The sequence below is a fragment of the Ensifer sp. Root423 genome (genome assembly GCF_001426275.1).
GTDB lineage: Bacteria > Pseudomonadota > Alphaproteobacteria > Rhizobiales > Rhizobiaceae > Ensifer > Ensifer adhaerens.
Genome location: NZ_LMEG01000045.1, coordinates 599,885 through 615,082, shown reverse-complemented (window position 1 = coordinate 615,082; position 15,198 = coordinate 599,885). Strand labels below are relative to the sequence as shown.

General features: G+C 63.5%; 14 protein-coding genes. 6 read left to right on the top strand and 8 right to left on the bottom strand.

Annotation, left to right across the window (positions count from 1 at the left end; translation table 11 throughout):
• Positions 1–169 precede the first annotated feature (169 nt).
• Positions 170–466 carry a DUF1127 domain-containing protein gene (locus tag ASD01_RS31580; RefSeq protein WP_034800920.1) on the top strand — a complete coding sequence of 99 codons (297 nt, stop codon included), beginning with the start codon at positions 170–172 and terminating at the stop codon, positions 464–466.
• A 299-nt stretch (positions 467–765) separates the two neighbouring features.
• Here ASD01_RS31580 and ASD01_RS31575 read toward each other — a convergent pair whose 3' ends face one another.
• The 6 genes from ASD01_RS31575 to ASD01_RS31550 all read right to left on the bottom strand — a co-directional run bounded on the left by ASD01_RS31575 (position 766) and on the right by ASD01_RS31550 (position 7,339).
• The gene (locus ASD01_RS31575; protein ID WP_034800922.1) at positions 766–1,596 is read right to left on the bottom strand and encodes a DUF937 domain-containing protein; all 831 of its coding nucleotides are present in this window, start codon (positions 1,594–1,596) and stop codon (positions 766–768) included.
• 126 nt (positions 1,597–1,722) lie between these two features.
• Complete coding sequence (locus ASD01_RS31570; protein WP_034800925.1) at positions 1,723–3,096, bottom strand: glutamate--cysteine ligase; 1,374 nt, start codon at positions 3,094–3,096, stop codon at positions 1,723–1,725.
• A gap of 243 nt (positions 3,097–3,339) precedes the next feature.
• Entirely contained in the window at positions 3,340–4,077 is a 738-nt protein-coding gene (locus tag ASD01_RS31565) for a 16S rRNA (uracil(1498)-N(3))-methyltransferase (protein ID WP_034800927.1), read from the bottom strand.
• Between the two features lie 11 nt (positions 4,078–4,088).
• Positions 4,089–5,594: an inorganic phosphate transporter gene (locus tag ASD01_RS31560; RefSeq protein ID WP_034801417.1), complete on the bottom strand. Its 1,506-nt coding sequence runs from the start codon at positions 5,592–5,594 to the stop codon at positions 4,089–4,091.
• A 136-nt stretch (positions 5,595–5,730) separates the two neighbouring features.
• A complete protein-coding gene (locus ASD01_RS31555) occupies positions 5,731–6,237 on the bottom strand; it encodes an NUDIX hydrolase (protein WP_034801419.1) in 507 nt (168 codons plus the stop codon).
• Between the two features lie 313 nt (positions 6,238–6,550).
• Positions 6,551–7,339, bottom strand: coding sequence for a FadR/GntR family transcriptional regulator (locus ASD01_RS31550; protein WP_082584715.1), 789 nt, complete (start codon positions 7,337–7,339; stop codon positions 6,551–6,553).
• Between the two features lie 270 nt (positions 7,340–7,609).
• On the opposite strand from ASD01_RS31550, the gene ASD01_RS31545 reads away from it, so the two are divergent.
• Positions 7,610–8,884 (top strand): DUF3422 family protein, encoded by a 1,275-nt coding sequence (locus ASD01_RS31545; RefSeq protein ID WP_034800929.1) that lies wholly within the window; start codon positions 7,610–7,612, stop codon positions 8,882–8,884.
• A 72-nt stretch (positions 8,885–8,956) separates the two neighbouring features.
• Here the strand turns inward: ASD01_RS31545 and ASD01_RS31540 are convergent, their stop codons facing one another.
• Positions 8,957–9,853: a LysR family transcriptional regulator gene (locus ASD01_RS31540; protein WP_034800931.1), complete on the bottom strand. Its 897-nt coding sequence runs from the start codon at positions 9,851–9,853 to the stop codon at positions 8,957–8,959.
• Between the two features lie 106 nt (positions 9,854–9,959).
• Here ASD01_RS31540 and ASD01_RS31535 point away from each other — a divergent pair, with 106 nt between their 5' ends.
• The 4 genes from ASD01_RS31535 to glcF all read left to right on the top strand — a co-directional run bounded on the left by ASD01_RS31535 (position 9,960) and on the right by glcF (position 14,426).
• Positions 9,960–11,399 (top strand): FAD-linked oxidase C-terminal domain-containing protein, encoded by a 1,440-nt coding sequence (locus ASD01_RS31535; protein ID WP_034800933.1) that lies wholly within the window; start codon positions 9,960–9,962, stop codon positions 11,397–11,399.
• A complete protein-coding gene (gene glcE, locus ASD01_RS31530) occupies positions 11,396–12,607 on the top strand; it encodes a glycolate oxidase subunit GlcE (protein WP_034800935.1) in 1,212 nt (403 codons plus the stop codon). Before ASD01_RS31535 ends, glcE begins: the two co-directional genes overlap by 4 nt.
• A 31-nt stretch (positions 12,608–12,638) precedes the next feature.
• Positions 12,639–13,019 carry a DUF4870 family protein gene (locus tag ASD01_RS31525; RefSeq protein ID WP_034800937.1) on the top strand — a complete coding sequence of 127 codons (381 nt, stop codon included), beginning with the start codon at positions 12,639–12,641 and terminating at the stop codon, positions 13,017–13,019.
• A gap of 111 nt (positions 13,020–13,130) precedes the next feature.
• Positions 13,131–14,426 (top strand): glycolate oxidase subunit GlcF, encoded by a 1,296-nt coding sequence (gene glcF, locus ASD01_RS31520; RefSeq protein ID WP_082572962.1) that lies wholly within the window; start codon positions 13,131–13,133, stop codon positions 14,424–14,426.
• Positions 14,427–14,492: 66 nt separating this feature from the next.
• On the opposite strand, the gene ASD01_RS31515 is transcribed toward glcF, so the two are convergent.
• A complete protein-coding gene (locus ASD01_RS31515) occupies positions 14,493–15,188 on the bottom strand; it encodes a L,D-transpeptidase (RefSeq protein WP_034800943.1) in 696 nt (231 codons plus the stop codon).
• Positions 15,189–15,198: the final 10 nt, after the last annotated feature.

The following is a 15,198-nucleotide window of genomic DNA, read 5'->3' as shown; positions in this document are numbered from 1 at the left end:
ATTAAAAACATTCGTTGGACTGATCAATAAGGATTTGCGATCTATCGGAGGCAAATTCATCGATCCCCGGCCGGCAATTTCGCCAGCGAATCCCAAACTCTTTGGCCCGCCCCTGCGTTTGATCTCCCGCAGGGGATGGGCCTCTTCGTGCCTGAAAGGAGAAATTGTCATGCGCACGACACAGCACGCCCTCGATCTCGACCTCGTTGCCGGAACGCAGTCCTATGCCTCCCGCGCCGTCGGCGTGACAGGCATGCTAACGTCCGTATGGCAGCTCCTCCGAAATCGCTATGCGATCGGCCGTCTGAACGACCTGGATGACCGCCAGCTCCTCGACATGGGGCTGAAACGCGAAGATGTGCGCGAGGCGATTACCTCGCCCTTCTTCGACAATCCGGCGAGTTACCTGACACGCGCGTCGCGAAACCGGGCGAGCCTCTTCTACAAAGGGGCCCGCCACGACTGATCGTCCCCAATGGCGCATCCCGCCGCTTGAGATGTGCCAGTCGAGCATGATCCGCGAAAGCCTGCCGCCGCCGCGGGTCATGCTGCGAAATTCGGTGCCGCTGACCTCAACGGTCGCGCGCCCAAACGTTCCCCGCAGGGTAGAGCCAATAGACCCTGCCGCTTGGCCCGGTGCATGACCAAGACATGCACCGGGCCTTTTTCTTTCCGAAGCTGTTCGAAACAACGCGCTGACGCCCGCACTTGCAGGCGATTGCCGTCCGATGGAGGCGCGGGATGTGCTGACGGGGAGGCTTGGCCTCAGCTCTTCGTGCCGGGGCCGGTCTTGTAAAGGTCGAACAGCGCCTCGACGTTCTTCTGGTATTCTTTCTGCATCTCCAGCCCGGTGTCGAACATGCTGTTCATGACCTGGGAGAATTGGGCCAGCGCCGGATTGTCGGCTGCCGGCTTCTGCGCGCCGGCGGCACCCGCCTGCATCATGTCCTGAAACGCCTTGACGAAGGGGTTGTCGGCAAAGACGTCGGCTGTCTTCGGCTTCTCTTCCTTCTTCGGGGCCATGCCGAAGAAGCCCTGCATCGCCTGGGTGAAGGGGTTGTCGAACGGGCTCGGCTGCGGTTCCGGCTTCTTGGCGAAACCGGCCGCTTCCATCCATTGCCGCATCGCGGTCGCCATCGGGTTGTTGGCAAAGGCATCGCTTGCGGCGGCAAATTGCCCGGTTGTCTGCTTGAACAGCCCGCCCATCAGCGTATCGGCCATCACAGGCAGCATCTGCTTGTAGATCTCCTGGCTGACGCCGGTGACCTGGGCCGCCTGCGCGGCGATCGCGCGCGACATTTCCTTCGAGCCGAACAGTTGCCCGAGAACGCCGTTGCCGTCGGCCATGCCCTGCGGCGTGAAGGCCTGGCTCATGTCTTCGAAGTATTTGGCGTAGTTGCCGCTGCCGAGCGCCGTCAGCAAGGCGCCGAAGTCGTAGGGGTTGGCGGTGTTGCGCTTGAAAGCCGCCGAGAAGGCCGGCAGCAGCGCCGCTGTCGCCTTCGTCATTTGCTCCTGGGCGATGCCGAACTGTTGCGCCATCAGCTCGATGGCCTTGCCGTTCTGCGCCTGCGCGAACATGTCGAAAAGCGGTGCCATCCCAGTTCCCCTTTATGGACGCGCGGCGCTCTAAGCGACGCATATCCTTGCACTATAACGGGAAATCAGGGACTGGGAACCGCTTTTTGAGAGGGCCGCGACGAGCACCGCGCCCCTGTCCGAGCCTTAATACTGGTACTCGGCAAAGACCGGGTCTACGGAGCCGTTCCAGCGGCCATTGTAGAGCGCCAAAAGGTCTTCCGCGAGCGTTGCCTTCTTGGCCAGCACCTCGTCGAGCGGCGCCAGGAACTGGCTTTCGTCGATACCATCGCCGTTCAGCCTGTTGCGGCGCTTCAGACCGCCGCGCGAAATGGAGATGACCTCGCGGGCAACGTCGTAAAGCGTGCCGGTGCGGAACTTGGCGGCAAGCGCCTGAGCCGGCACGGCGTTGCGCATGGCACTCACCTCTTCGAAGGTCCAGTCGCGCGTCAGTGCCTCGGCGGCGTCGAGTGCCTCGCGGTCGTAGAGCAGGCCGACCCAGAAGGCCGGCAGCGCGCAGATCCGCCGCCACGGGCCGCCATCGGCGCCGCGCATTTCGAGGAAGCGCTTCAGGCGCACGTCGGGGAACAGCGTCGAGAGATGGTTGGTCCAGTCGCCCATGTTCGGCTGCCAGTCGGCGACCTCGCCCTTGAGTGCGCCGCCCATGAACTGGCGGAAGGTGATGTGGGTGCAATCGTGGTAGTGGCCGTCGCGCACGACGAAGTACATCGGCACGTCGAGCGCCCACTCCACGTAGTCGGCAAAACCGAAATCGGGACGGAAGGCGGACGGCAGCAGGCCGGCGCGCTGGTTGTCGGTGTCGCGCCAGATGTCGCCGCGCCAGGAGAGAAGCCCGTTCGGCTTGCCGTCGGTAAAGGGCGAGCTTGCAAACAGCGCGGTCGAGAGCGGCTGCAGCTTCAAGGACACCTGCATCTTGCGGCGCATGTCCTCTTCCGAGGAGAAGTCCAGGTTCACCTGGATCGTGCAGGTGCGATACATCATGTCGAGGCCCTGGGTGCCGACCTTCGGCATGTAGCGGCTCATGATGCCGTAGCGCGATTTCGGCATGCGCGGGGTCTCATCAAAGGTCCACTTGGGGCTGCCGCCGATGCCGAGGAAGCGGATGCCGAGCGGCTCGGCGACTTCGCGCAGCACCGCCAGATGCTGGTTCGATTCCTTGCAGGTCTGGTGCAGGTTTTCGAGCGGCGCGCCGGAAAGTTCGAACTGTCCACCCGGTTCCAGCGAGATCGCGCCATTGCCCGACTGTTCGGCAAGGCCGATGATGTTGCCTTCGTCGATGATCGGTTCCCAGCCGCTTTTCGCCGCCATGCCGTTCAGAAGCGCCTGGATGCTGGCCTCGCCGAAATAGGGGACGGGGCTGTTGTCCGCCTTAAAGAAGGCGAACTTTTCGTGCTCCGTGCCGATCCGGAACCGCTCCTCCGGTTTCGAACCTTCTGCCAGGTAGGCGGTCAGGTCAGCGACAGAGGTTACCGGCGTCTGGTCGGTGGTATCTCGGGCCATGAGCGTCTTCTTTTGTTTGGGCGGCTCCCGCAGGTTAGCGGGAGTTGATGGAGGCTGCTTGAACCGTAATCAGGTGCGGTGCAAGTCAATTTCTTTCAAGATCTCATCAAAAAAAGTAGGACATTTGCTTGCTCTGGAGCAAGCACCGCGGAAATGGGTACTGGTGACCCAATCCTGCCTTGCCGGAGAGATCGTCCCCTTCTAGGGGAGCGAGCGGTGTCCGATTTGCCCGGGAACGACCGGCTATCGCCAGTCGCCGACAGTTGCCTGGATGACCGCCATGGCGGCGACGGCTGCCGTGTCGGCCCTGAGGATGCGGGGCCCGAGCGGAATGGCGGTGACGAAATCGAGGCTGTGCAGCAGCGTGCGCTCGGCTTCCGAGAAGCCGCCTTCCGGGCCGATCAACAGCGCGAGCTTCTTTTCCTTGATGCCGGCGAGGATCGGCGACGGATTCTGGCTGTCGCTGCCTTCGTCGCAGAAAATAATGCGCCGGTCGCTCTGCCAGGTGGCAAGCAGGTCTTCGAGCCGGCGCGGTTCCTCGACATGGGGAATGCCGAGTACGCCGCATTGTTCGGCCGCCTCGATGACGTTGGCGCGAACCCGCTCGATATTGCCAAGCTTGCCCTGCACATGTTGCGTCATGACCGGCTGCAAAGTGCCGGCGCCCATTTCGACGGCCTTCTGCGCGAGATAGTCGAGCCGCCCGACCTTGAGCGGGGCAAAGAGATAGACGAGATCGCAAGGCGCCGGCTGGGGGCGCGTCTGCTCGACGGGCGTCAGCACCAAGCGCTTCTTGCTGGCGAAGGAAAGCTCGGCCCGCCACTCGCCGTCGCGCCCGTTGAAGACGAGGATCGAGGCGCCTTCTTCGTAACGCAGCACGTTCACCAGGTAGTTGAACTGTTCCTTGGACGCTTCGTGCGCCGAGCCGGCACTCAAGGGGTGTTCGACGAACAGTCGCTGCATGCGAAAATTGGCGCGCATTGAGGAGGCCTTCAGGTGAAAATGCCGGAGAGGATGAAATAAAGTACGGCCGACAGGGCGGCAGAGGCCGGGACGGTGATAACCCAGGCGCCGATAATGGTGAGGAAATGCGAGCGACGGACGAGATGCCGGCGCCGCACCTCGGCAAAGTTGGTTTCCGCCGATTCCATGAAATCCGCCTGTCCCGTTTTTTGCCGGACATATTCGAGCCGCCGCTTGGAATTGCGGATGTACCATTCGCGGAAGAAGCCGACGCCGAAGACGGCGCCGACGGCCGTGTGCGTCGAGCTGATGGGCAGGCCGAGCGCCGATGCCAGCAGCACGGTGACCGCGGTGGCCAGTGCCACACAGAAAGCGCGCATCGGATTGAGCTTGGTGATCTCCTGGCCGACGACTCGGATGAGCTTCGGGCCGTAGAGCAGCAGACCGATCGAGATGCCGAGCGCGCCGATCGCAAGTTCCCACAGGGGCGCCGGTGATTTGTCCGTCGTGATGACGCCGTCGAGCGCCGAGACGATCGCAGCCAAGGGACCGATGGCGTTGGAGACGTCGTTGGCGCCGTGAGCGAAGGAAAGCAGTGCCGCCGCTACGATCAAAGGCAGGCGGAAGAGCCGGCGCAGCGACTGGTTGCGGTTTTCGAGCCCTTCCGATTGGCTGGCGATCCAGGGCTTTGCCTGCAGATAGACCGCAAAACCGGCGACGCCGCCGGCAGCAAGACCCACGGGCATGGTGATCGCGGCCACCTGAACCAGTGCGATCACCGCGAGATAGGCCATGAAGCAGCCGGCGGTGACGCCAAGGATGACCGGCATCCATCGCCTGGCCGCGGCGATCTTGTCCTCGCGGTAGATGATGAATTCCTTGAGGAAAGCGAGGAGGGCTGCGGCGATGGCGCCGCCGAGTAGCGGCGAGACCGACCAACTGAGCGTGATGCCGGCGAGCGACCACCATTGCACGCTCGAGAAGCCGGCCGCCGCGATGCCGGCGCCGACGATGCCGCCGATGATCGAGTGCGTGGTCGAGACCGGTGCCCCGGAATAGGTGGCGATGTTGATCCAGGCCGCCGCGGAAGCGAGTGCCGACATCATGATCCAGACGATTGCCTGTGGTCCAAGCACGTCTTCGCCATAGACGATGCCCGCCTCTATCGTCAGCGCGACCTGCCGGCCGGCAAGCAGCGCCCCGGCGATCTCGAATATCGCGGCGATGGCGAGCGCCGTCGCCATCGACATCGCCTTGGCGCCGACTGCGGCGCCAACGTTGTTGGTCACGTCGTTCGCGCCGATGTTCATGGCCATGTAGCCGGCAATGGCAGCCGCCGCGATGATGATCGGCGCGCTGGCGGAGCTCGTCACGAAGCTCGCGGCGAAGGCCATGCTCAAGAGCAGGAACAGCCCGGCGAGCGCAGGTGCCGCGAGGCTGCGCTTGACATGTTGCGACGCCTCTTCGGCAAGGCTGAGCTTGTCGAGGTCTTTGTCGATCGTTTGTTTTGCGAGGCGTATGCGCGGCTGTGCCACTACCTGGAACTCCATTGTCACGACGGCCACTAAGGCCACAGCGACACGCATTCAAGTGGATTTGATGGACATCCGTATGGCGCAGGCCGGGAACCCGCGTCTGGCGGCGTCGAATGCTCTTGGAATGCTTGAAAGGCTAGCCGTTCACAGCCTTCGGCATCGGGCTCGCTGCGCTCTCCATGCGTTCACCGAAGGCAAGGATGAGATCTTTCAGCGACGGTTCGGCAACCCGCGAGGCCGCTTCCTTGTAGTCGACCCATTCGAGCTGTCGGCGCCCTTCCTCGGGGAAGTGCTTGCAGAGATCGTCGACTTCCAACGCGTGCACCTGCACCTTGACCGAAATCTTCAGCCCGTGATCCATGCGCTTCTGGTAGAGATAGTAGCCGGCGGTCGCCTTCTGCACATGCCCCTTGACGCCGGCTTCCTCGTAGGCTTCGCGCTCGGCCACTTCATGGGCGCGCTTGCCCTGCATCGGCCATCCCTTGGGAATGACCCAGCGGCCGGTATCGCGGCTGGTGATCAGGAGGATTTCGAGGGCCTTGGTCTTCTTGCGGATCCGATAGCAGAGCGCGGCATACTGCATGCGCGCCGGTCGACGCAGCATCAATTGGACATCGGATGCGAGCCTGTTCAAGAAGTTCAAGGTCGTCTGTGCTCCTCTCGGCGAATCAGTGGCTTTAATTGCTTTGCCGGCCAGTATGGCAGCGTCCTGCAGCGTGTAAATGTCGCGGGTATTCGGCAGCCGGATATGCGGTTTGCTTTCCGCAGAACTGTGGTCCGGATACGACAGGATATGGTGTTTTCGCGGCATATTTGCAAACCGACCGACAGCCATACGTTGTCGTCGGATCACGATTGGTTTCGGGGTGGAACGGTTCGAGATCGCAAGGGCGATTGATTCCGACCGGAGAGGCGGCTGCAGGGTAGAGCCGGGGGTCGGGCGCGGGCCCGATCTGTCAGTTCGCGCGGTCGCGCTGCTGCATGCGCAGGCGGGCGATGCGGTTCCATTCTCCGGTGCGTTCCGCCTCGCGGGTGGCGGCGGCGACGAAGTCGATATGGCTCTGCGAGGCGGCTTTCGCCTTCGCCGGATCCCTTGCCATGATCGCCTCGTAGATCGCTTCGTGCTGCACAAGAAGCCGGTCGCGCGCCCCCGGCGCATCGAAGACCGAATTGCGATGGAAGAATATGCCCTGCTGGAGCAGCCGGTAGCAGGCGCGCAGCGTGTGCAGGAGAATGATGTTGTGGGCGCTCTCACCGATCGCCTGATGCAGCTCGATATCGGCTTCGAGTTCGGCGTCAAAATCGCCGGCGGCGTGCGCTCTGCGCATGCGCTCGATGATCCGTGTCAGGATGTCCCGGTCGTAATCCGTCGCGCGGGTGGCGGCGAGTTCCGCTGTCAGCCCCTCAAGCTCGCGCCGGTATTCGAGGTAATCCTGGGTTGCCTTGTGATGGCGCGCAATGAGGTCGATCAGCGGCCTGGAGAAGATCTGCCCGACGACGTCGGCGACGGAGGTGCCACCGCCGTGGCGGCTTTCGACCAGGCCACGCCCTTCGAGTTCCTTCAGCGCCTCGCGCAGGATCGGCCGCGACACGTCGAAGCGCTTGGAGAGTTCCCGCTCGCCGGGCAGACGGTCGCCGTCGCGCAATACGCCTTCGAGGATCAAAAGCTCGATCTGCTGCACGACCTCGTCCGCCGTGCGGCTATGGCTGATACGGGCGAAAAGGTCGATCTGGTCTTCGGTCACGTCTGGTCTCCAGATCACGCGGATTTCGGCCGGGTTTGCCCGAAATCGCGAATGTGGTCGGTTTGCATGCGGCAAGGGCGAAAGGAGCGTCGATGCTCAGCGCCGCAATCTAGGCAGGTCGCGCAAAGTGGTCAATTTGATTGTCCACTTGGGTGCGTCCGATTGGATGCGACTGACAAAAGTCAAACTGCGGCAATGCGTCCTTTGTTCTTTTGCTCTTTCCGTTGATAAGAAAGTTGTGATGAACGCGTGAGGGGGACAAGGCGCTTCATGGCAAAGGGTAGTTTTGCATTTCCGGTGGCGCCGATGCGCGCTTTGGCCTTGGGCGAGGTTCATTCGCGCCCCTATGCGCTGGTGACCACGCCGCGGGTGATCTTTCAGCTCGCCTTCCTGACAGATGGTGGCTCGATCGTCGATCACGCCGTGCTGTCGGAGCTTTCGCGGGCCCGCGGCATCGCGCCGCCCGGCCGTGACGCCAACCATCACGCGATGCCTTGGGGGCAGGGCACGCTGCGCTGGGAGCGTCATACCGAATTCTCCACCTATTTCTGGGACGCGCCGCCGCCGGAGAAATTCGGCGGCGATGTGCCGATCCATCCGTTCGGCGACGGCTTTTCGCCGCCCGGCTCTCTGATCTCCGGCATCCGCCTCGAGATCCGGCCGGATACGCCCGAGACCCGCGAGGCCATCGGCCTCTTCGATCCGACGAGCCTCTGTTACAGCGAGACCAAGAACGGCCAGGCGGTGATCGTCACCGACTTCCGCCAGAACGGTGACGGCCTGACGCAGATCCTGGTGATCGATCGCGGCATGACGGAAGCCGGTACCGGCGCACTCGTCCAGCGCTTGCTCGATATCGAAACCTACCGGACGCTGGCGATGATGGGCCTGCCGCTTGCGCAGTCGCTGTCGCCGGAAATCCGCCGGACGGAGGACGGGTTGACGGCGGTGACCCAGCGCATGAAGGAAAACGTGCGCGAGGAGGCCGACGACATGTTGGCCGAGATCACTCGGCTCGCGGCCGATCTCGAGGCCGGTGCCGCGCTCAGCCTCTATCGCTTCGGCGCCAGCCGCGCCTATTACGGCATCGTCCAGGAGCGCATCCGCACGCTCGCCGAAACGCCGGTGCCAGGCTACGAGACCATCGGCACCTTCCTCGAACGACGTTTGGCGCCGGCCATGCGCACCTGCCAGTCGGTCGAGGAGCGCCAGGCGAACCTGTCGCGCAAGCTCGCCCGCGCCACGGCGCTGCTTCGAAGCTGGGTCGACGTCGAGCTTGAACGGCAGAACAGCGCGCTTTTGAACTCGATGGACCGGCGCGCCAGGTTGCAGTTGCGCCTGCAGCAGACCGTCGAAGGCCTGTCGGTCGCCGCCATCTCCTATTACGTGGTCGGGCTGTTCGGCTATCTCGCCAAGGCGGTCAGCCACGAGCTGCCGATCGATCCCGGTCTCTTGACCGGGCTTGCCGTGCCCTTCGCCGTTGCCGGGGTCTGGCTGATCGTGCGCCGCATTCGCCGCCACCACGAGGACAGCGAGCATAAGTAAGCAATTCCAGCAAAAGTGTGCAGCGGTTTTGCGTCCGGAATTGCGGAAAACAAAGATGCCAGGCCGGTTCGCCTACTGCTCCCAATAGGGGATCGGTCCGTAGAGTTCGGCGAGATAGTCGATGAAGAGGCGCACCTTGGCCGGGAGGAACTGGCGGCTTGGGTAGACGGCCGAAAGCGTCAGCTGCTTCGAACCTTCCCATTGCGGTAGCACCTGCACCAGCTGGCCGCTGCGCAATTCCGGGCCGATATCCCAGGTGGAGCGCAGTGCAACGCCGGCGCCGGCGATGACGGCAGCGCGCACAATCTCCGAGGAGTTGGTGACGAGCGGCCCTTCCGGGTGCCAGACCAGCGCGCCCTCCGGCCCTTCGAGCTTCCAATTGTCGTTGTTATGCGCCGGCAGGCAGAGGTGGTTGGCGAGGTCGCCGATCTCTTTCGGTGCGCCGTTGCGGGCGATGTAGTCCGGCGAGGCGCAGAGCAGCCGGCGGACGGGGGCAAGCTTACGGGCGACGAGCGACGAATCCACCAGTTCGCCGATCCGAACCGCCATGTCGAAGCCTTCCGCGACGATGTCGGTGAATTCGTCCGTCAGCACGATGTGCAGTTTCAGATCCGGATGGTCCTTCATGAACTTGGTCAGATGCGGCGCGATGTGCATGCGGCCGAAGGAGGTGGGTGCCGATATCCGCAGCACCCCGAGCGCATGCGACGAGCGGCCCGACGCATAGGCTTCCGCCTCCTCGATGCCGGTCAGAATGCCGAGCACCCGGTCGTAGAAGCCCTGGCCGGCTTCCGTCAGCGAAATCTGGCGCGTCGTGCGTTGAAGGAGGCGCGTGCCGAGCCGGTCTTCGAGTCTCTTGATGCGCTTGGAGATCACAGCTGGGGAAAACCCCAGCGCCCGCCCCGCTGCCGACATACTGCCGGTGGAAACGACCCGTGCAAAAATCTCAAGATCGCCTAAATTCGTCATCAATCGTTGCCATTATTTCCAAAACGGAAAAGCTCAATAGCATTTGCGAGGCCTCTGTCCTAGTGGTAAAGAAAATGAACCAATCGATATGCGGCGGGAGGAGCTGATGGCGGAGACAATCGGTTTTCTGCAGCCGAAACCAGAGGTTATCGCCCGGCGCCGCGAGATTATCGCCGACCTCTCGGACCTGCTGCCCGAGGGCTGTCTGATCAGCGACGAGCGCGGACTGAAGCCGTTCGAGACCGATGCCTTCATCGCCTATCGCCGCATGCCCCTGGCGGTCGCCTTGCCGGAAACCACCGAACAGGTGGCCGCGCTCCTGAAATACTGCAGCCGCTACGGCGTTCCCGTCGTGCCGCGCGGGGCCGGTACCTCGCTTTCGGGCGGTGCCATCCCACAAGAGGATGCGGTCGTCATCGGCCTCTCGAAGATGTCGCGCATCCTCGATGTCGACCTTTTCAATCGCACCGCCACCGTTCAGGCGGGCGTTACCAACCTCAACATCTCCGAGGCGGTTTCCGCCGATGGCTTCTTTTATGCACCCGACCCGAGCTCGCAGCTCGCCTGCACGATCGGCGGCAACATCGGCATGAATTCCGGCGGTGCTCATTGCCTGAAATACGGCGTCACCACCAACAATCTGTTCGGCGTGAAGATGGTGCTGTTCGATGGCACCGTCGTCGATCTCGGCGGCAAGGCGCTGGATGCGGCGGGCTATGATCTGCTCGGCCTCGTCTGCGGCTCGGAAGGCCAGCTCGGTATCGTCACCGAGGCGACGGTGCGGTTGATCGCCAAACCGGAGGGAGCCCGCCCGGTGCTCTTCGGCTTTGCCTCCTCGGAGGCGGCCGGCGCCTGCGTCGCTGATGTCATCGGTTCCGGCATCATTCCCGTCGCGATCGAGTTCATGGACAAGCCGGCGATCGAGATCTGCGAAGCCTTCGCCCACGCCGGCTACCCGCTCGATGTCGAAGCGCTACTGATCGTCGAGGTCGAAGGCTCCGAGCCGGAGATGGATGCGATGCTCGCGAGCATCGTTGCGGTCGCGCGCCGTCACGGGGTCGCGACCATCAAGGAATGCCAGTCGGCCATGGAAGCGGCCGCGATCTGGAAAGGCCGGAAATCCGCCTTCGGCGCCACCGGCCGCATCGCCGACTATATCTGCATGGACGGCACCGTGCCGCTCAGCCAACTCTCCCATGTGCTTGCCCGCACCGGTGAGATCGTCGCGAGCTACGGCCTGCGCGTCGCCAATGTCTTCCACGCCGGCGACGGCAACATGCATCCGCTGATCCTCTACAACATCAACGACCCGGAGGATGCTGCGCGCGCCGAGGCTGCCGGGAACGATATCCTGAAGCTCTGCGTCGACGCGGGTGGCTGCCTCACCGGCGAGCATGGCGTCGGCATCGAAAAACGGGATCTCATGCTGCATCAGTACAACCAGATCGACCTCGACCAGCAGATGGCGGCGCGAGCTGCCTTCGATCCGCAATGGATCCTGAACCCGTCCAAGGTCTTCCCTCTTAAAGGGCGTCCCGCCGCATGATCGTGCATTTCGAACCGGCCAGCGAAGAGGGGATTGCGACCGTCGTTCGCGCCATGGCGGCGGACAAGGCGTCGCTCGCAGTGATCGGCGGCAACACGCGCTCCGGCCTCGGCAATCCTGTGCGCGCCGATCGGGTGCTGTCGACCCGCCGCCTTTCCGGCATCGTCAGCTACAATCCGGCCGAAATGACGATCACTGCGCTTGCGGGAACGCCACTGCGCGAGATCGGCGAGGCATTGGCCGAAAACCGGCAAATGCTCGCCTTCGAGCCGATGGATCACCGGCCGATCTTCGCCTCCTCGGGTGAGCCGACGATCGGCGGGGTCTTTGCCGCCAACGTATCCGGCCCCAGGCGCTATGTCGCCGGTGCCGCCCGCGACAGCCTGCTCGGTGTGCGTTTCGTCAACGGCGAGGGCGAGGCGATCAAGGCCGGCGGGCGTGTGATGAAGAACGTCACCGGTCTCGATCTGGTCAAGCTTTTGGCTGGCTCGCATGGCACGCTCGGCATCCTCACCGAAGTCACCTTCCGCGTCCTGCCGCTGCCGCCGGCGTCGGAGACCATCGTCGTCTCCGGGCTCAACGATGCCGAGGCGGCGGCGGTCATGGCCGAGGCAATGGCGCAGACAACTGAGGTTTCCGGCGCGGCGCATCTGCCCGAGAGCGTGCGCGGACGGTTCCTGGATGGCAACCTTCCGGATGGTGCAGTCACCGTGCTCAGGCTCGAAGGGCTGGAGGCATCCGTTGCGATCAGGGCTGAAAAGCTGACAAAGGCAGTCGGCCGCTTCGGCGCGGTGACGCGGCTTGATGCATCGCAAACAGCAAGGCTTTGGACGGAGATCCGCGACGTCAAACCCTATGCCGACGGTACCAGGAAGCCGCTCTGGCGCGCGTCCGTCGCCCCGTCGCTTGGCCATCAACTGGTAGCAGCACTGCGGCTGCAGACCGGCGTCGACGCTTTCTACGACTGGCAGGGCGGTCTCGTATGGTTGCGCATGGAGGCCGATCCCGAGGCGGAACTGGTGCGCCGTTACATCAAGGTTCTCGGCGGCGGCCACGCGACCCTCGTCAGGGCCGATGACAGCTACCGTCAGGCCGTTTCATCGTTTGAACCGCAACCCTTGCCCGTGGCACAGTTGAGCGAGCGCGTGCGCGCGAAGTTCGACCCGCACCGGATCTTCAATCCCGGCCGCATGGCCGCGATTTCCTGAGCGCATTCGCAAGGGAACAGGAGAGACAAGCATGAGCGATAAGGGTCCGCAGACACCGTTCTCCCGGGAGACCGATCGCTGGCTGGAGCCGGGCAAGATCAACGTGCAGGTGATCTATGTCCTTTATCTCGTCGGGTTTGCGGTGGGCATCACGCCGATCATCGGCGTCGTCATGGCCTATCTCAATCGTGGCAAGGGCGCGCCGTGGGTCCAGACGCACTATGTCTGGGCGATCCGGACCTTCTGGATATCGCTGCTGTTCCTGTTGATCTCGCTGTTGCTGACGGTGGTGCTTGTCGGCATCCTCGGCTTCATCGCCACCGCTGTCTGGATCGTCGTGCGCTGCGTCGTCGGCCTGCAAAGGGCCGCGCGCGAAGAGCCGATCACCAATCCCGAGGGCTGGATGGTTTAGGCCGGTATGCAACCGGAGACCGGCAAGGTCGAAGGAAGCTGAAAACAGAATGTTGCAATCGACCGCGGCGCGAAGCGCCCGGTTCCGCAGGACGAAGAGTGGAGTTCGCACTTGCAGACCAATTTTACCGCCGCGCAGCTCGCCGATCCGCACGTGGCCGAATCCGAGGCCATTCTGCGCAAGTGCGTGCATTGCGGCTTCTGCACCGCGACCTGTCCGACCTATGTTACGCTCGGCGACGAGCTCGATAGCCCGCGTGGGCGTATCTATCTCATCAAGGACATGCTGGAGAACGGCCGGGCGGCCGACAAGGAAACGGTCACCCATATCGACCGCTGTCTGTCGTGCCTCGCCTGCACCACTACCTGTCCCTCCGGCGTCGACTACATGCATCTCGTCGACCATGCCCGCGTGCATATCGAAAACACCTATCGCCGCCCGTTCAAGGACCGGCTGGCGCGTTCCGTGCTCGCAGCCGTGCTGCCCTATCCGCAGCGCTTCCGCCTGTCGCTGAAGGCAGCCGGCCTTGCCCGGCCGCTCGCCGGATTGATGAAGCGCGTCGCCTTCCTGAAAACTCTTGGCGTGATGCTCGATCTGGCGCCCGCCGTCGTGGCGGAGCCCTCGGCTTCGGCCACACCCGGCGTTCATGCGCCCAAGGACAAGCGTGTCGGCCGCGTTGCGCTGCTCAGCGGCTGCGCCCAGCCCGTGCTGAAGCCGGAGATCAACGAGGCGACGATCCGGCTTCTGACGCGATTTGGTGTGGAGGTGGTCGTTTCGGCCGGCGAGGGCTGCTGTGGCGCGCTGGTGCATCACATGGGCCGCGAGAACCAGGCGCTCGAAGCCGCGCGCCGCAACGTCGATGCGTGGCTCAAGGTTGCCGACGAAGGTGGACTCGACGCCATCGTCATCACCGCTTCGGGTTGCGGAACGACGATCAAGGACTACGGCCACATGCTCAGGCTCGATCCCGCCTATGCGGAAAAGGCCGCACGGGTCTCGGCGCTGGCCAAGGACATCACCGAGTATCTGGCGACCCTCGACCTGCCGGAACAGGAGGCGCGCGGCATGACGCTCGCTTACCATTCCGCCTGTTCGATGCAGCACGGCCAAAAGATCACGCTTGCGCCGAAGCAGCTTCTGAAGCGCGCCGGCTTCGTCGTGCGCGATCCGGCCGAGGGCCATCTCTGCTGCGGTTCGGCCGGTACCTACAACATCCTGCAGCCGGAAATCTCGGCCAAGCTGAAGGCGCGCAAGGTGAAGAACATCGAGGCGACGAAGCCGGATGCGATCGCGACCGGCAACATCGGCTGCATCACCCAGATCGCCAGCGGCACCAAAATCCCCATCCTGCATACGGTCGAATTGCTCGACTGGGCCTATGGCGGGGCAAAGCCTGAGGGGCTCTGAGGCAAAGCAAAAGGCCGGCCACCTTTCGGGAGCCGGCCTTTTTGGTGGGTGGAAGTTTCGGCGTCCTCAGCCGCCAAAGATCTGGCGGAAGATGTCGACGCCGCGATCGTCGAAATAGGTGTCGCCGGCCTTGCTGCCGGGGCCGATGACGATGACCTTCGTGCCGACGTCGGCGCGGTCGTAGAGATGCTCCACGTCCTCGTTCATCATGCGGATGCAGCCGGAAGACATGTTCTGGCCGATGGTCCAGGGCTGGTTGGTGCCGTGGATACGGAAGATCGTGTCGCGGCCGCCCTTGTAGAGATACATGGCGCGGGCGCCGAGCGGGTTGTCGATGCCGCCTTCCTGGGTGATCGGCAGGATGCGGCCCTTGGCGGCCTCGCGGCGGCGCATTTCGGCCGGCGGCGTCCAGGTCGGCCATTCGGCCTTGCGGCCAACCTTCACGACACCCGACCAGCCGAAGCCGTCCCGGCCGACGCCGATGCCGTAGCGCGTCGCGCGGTTCGGGCCGTCGATGTAGTAGAGAAACTTGTTGTTGGTATCGACGATGATCGTGCCGGGGGCTTCGTCGGTGCGGAAGCGAACCTTGGTGCGCCAGTATTGTTTTGCCGGCTTCTTCGGAGTGGCCACGAGTACAATGTCTGACGACTGGATCTTGGGGCCTGCTACGGGCGCCGGCGTGAAAGCCGAGGCGCTGGCGGCCACAAGAATAGTGCTGGTCGCAATCGCGATTGCGACCACTTTGCTGGCATGACGCTTCATTTACGATTCC

Bases quoted from the DNA above. Each gene is read 5' to 3' on its own strand.
- ASD01_RS31575 (WP_034800922.1), bottom strand. From the start codon at position 1,596: ATGGCACCGCTTTTCGACATGTTCGCGCAGGCGCAGAACGGCAAGGCC.
- ASD01_RS31535 (WP_034800933.1), top strand. From the start codon at position 9,960: ATGGCGGAGACAATCGGTTTTCTGCAGCCGAAACCAGAGGTTATCGCC.
- ASD01_RS31570 (WP_034800925.1), bottom strand. From the start codon at position 3,096: ATGGCCCGAGATACCACCGACCAGACGCCGGTAACCTCTGTCGCTGAC.
- ASD01_RS31525 (WP_034800937.1), top strand. From the start codon at position 12,639: ATGAGCGATAAGGGTCCGCAGACACCGTTCTCCCGGGAGACCGATCGC.
- glcE (WP_034800935.1), top strand. From the start codon at position 11,396: ATGATCGTGCATTTCGAACCGGCCAGCGAAGAGGGGATTGCGACCGTC.
- ASD01_RS31545 (WP_034800929.1), top strand. From the start codon at position 7,610: ATGGCAAAGGGTAGTTTTGCATTTCCGGTGGCGCCGATGCGCGCTTTG.
- ASD01_RS31580 (WP_034800920.1), top strand. From the start codon at position 170: ATGCGCACGACACAGCACGCCCTCGATCTCGACCTCGTTGCCGGAACG.
- ASD01_RS31565 (WP_034800927.1), bottom strand. From the start codon at position 4,077: ATGCGCGCCAATTTTCGCATGCAGCGACTGTTCGTCGAACACCCCTTG.
- ASD01_RS31540 (WP_034800931.1), bottom strand. From the start codon at position 9,853: ATGACGAATTTAGGCGATCTTGAGATTTTTGCACGGGTCGTTTCCACC.
- ASD01_RS31515 (WP_034800943.1), bottom strand. From the start codon at position 15,188: ATGAAGCGTCATGCCAGCAAAGTGGTCGCAATCGCGATTGCGACCAGC.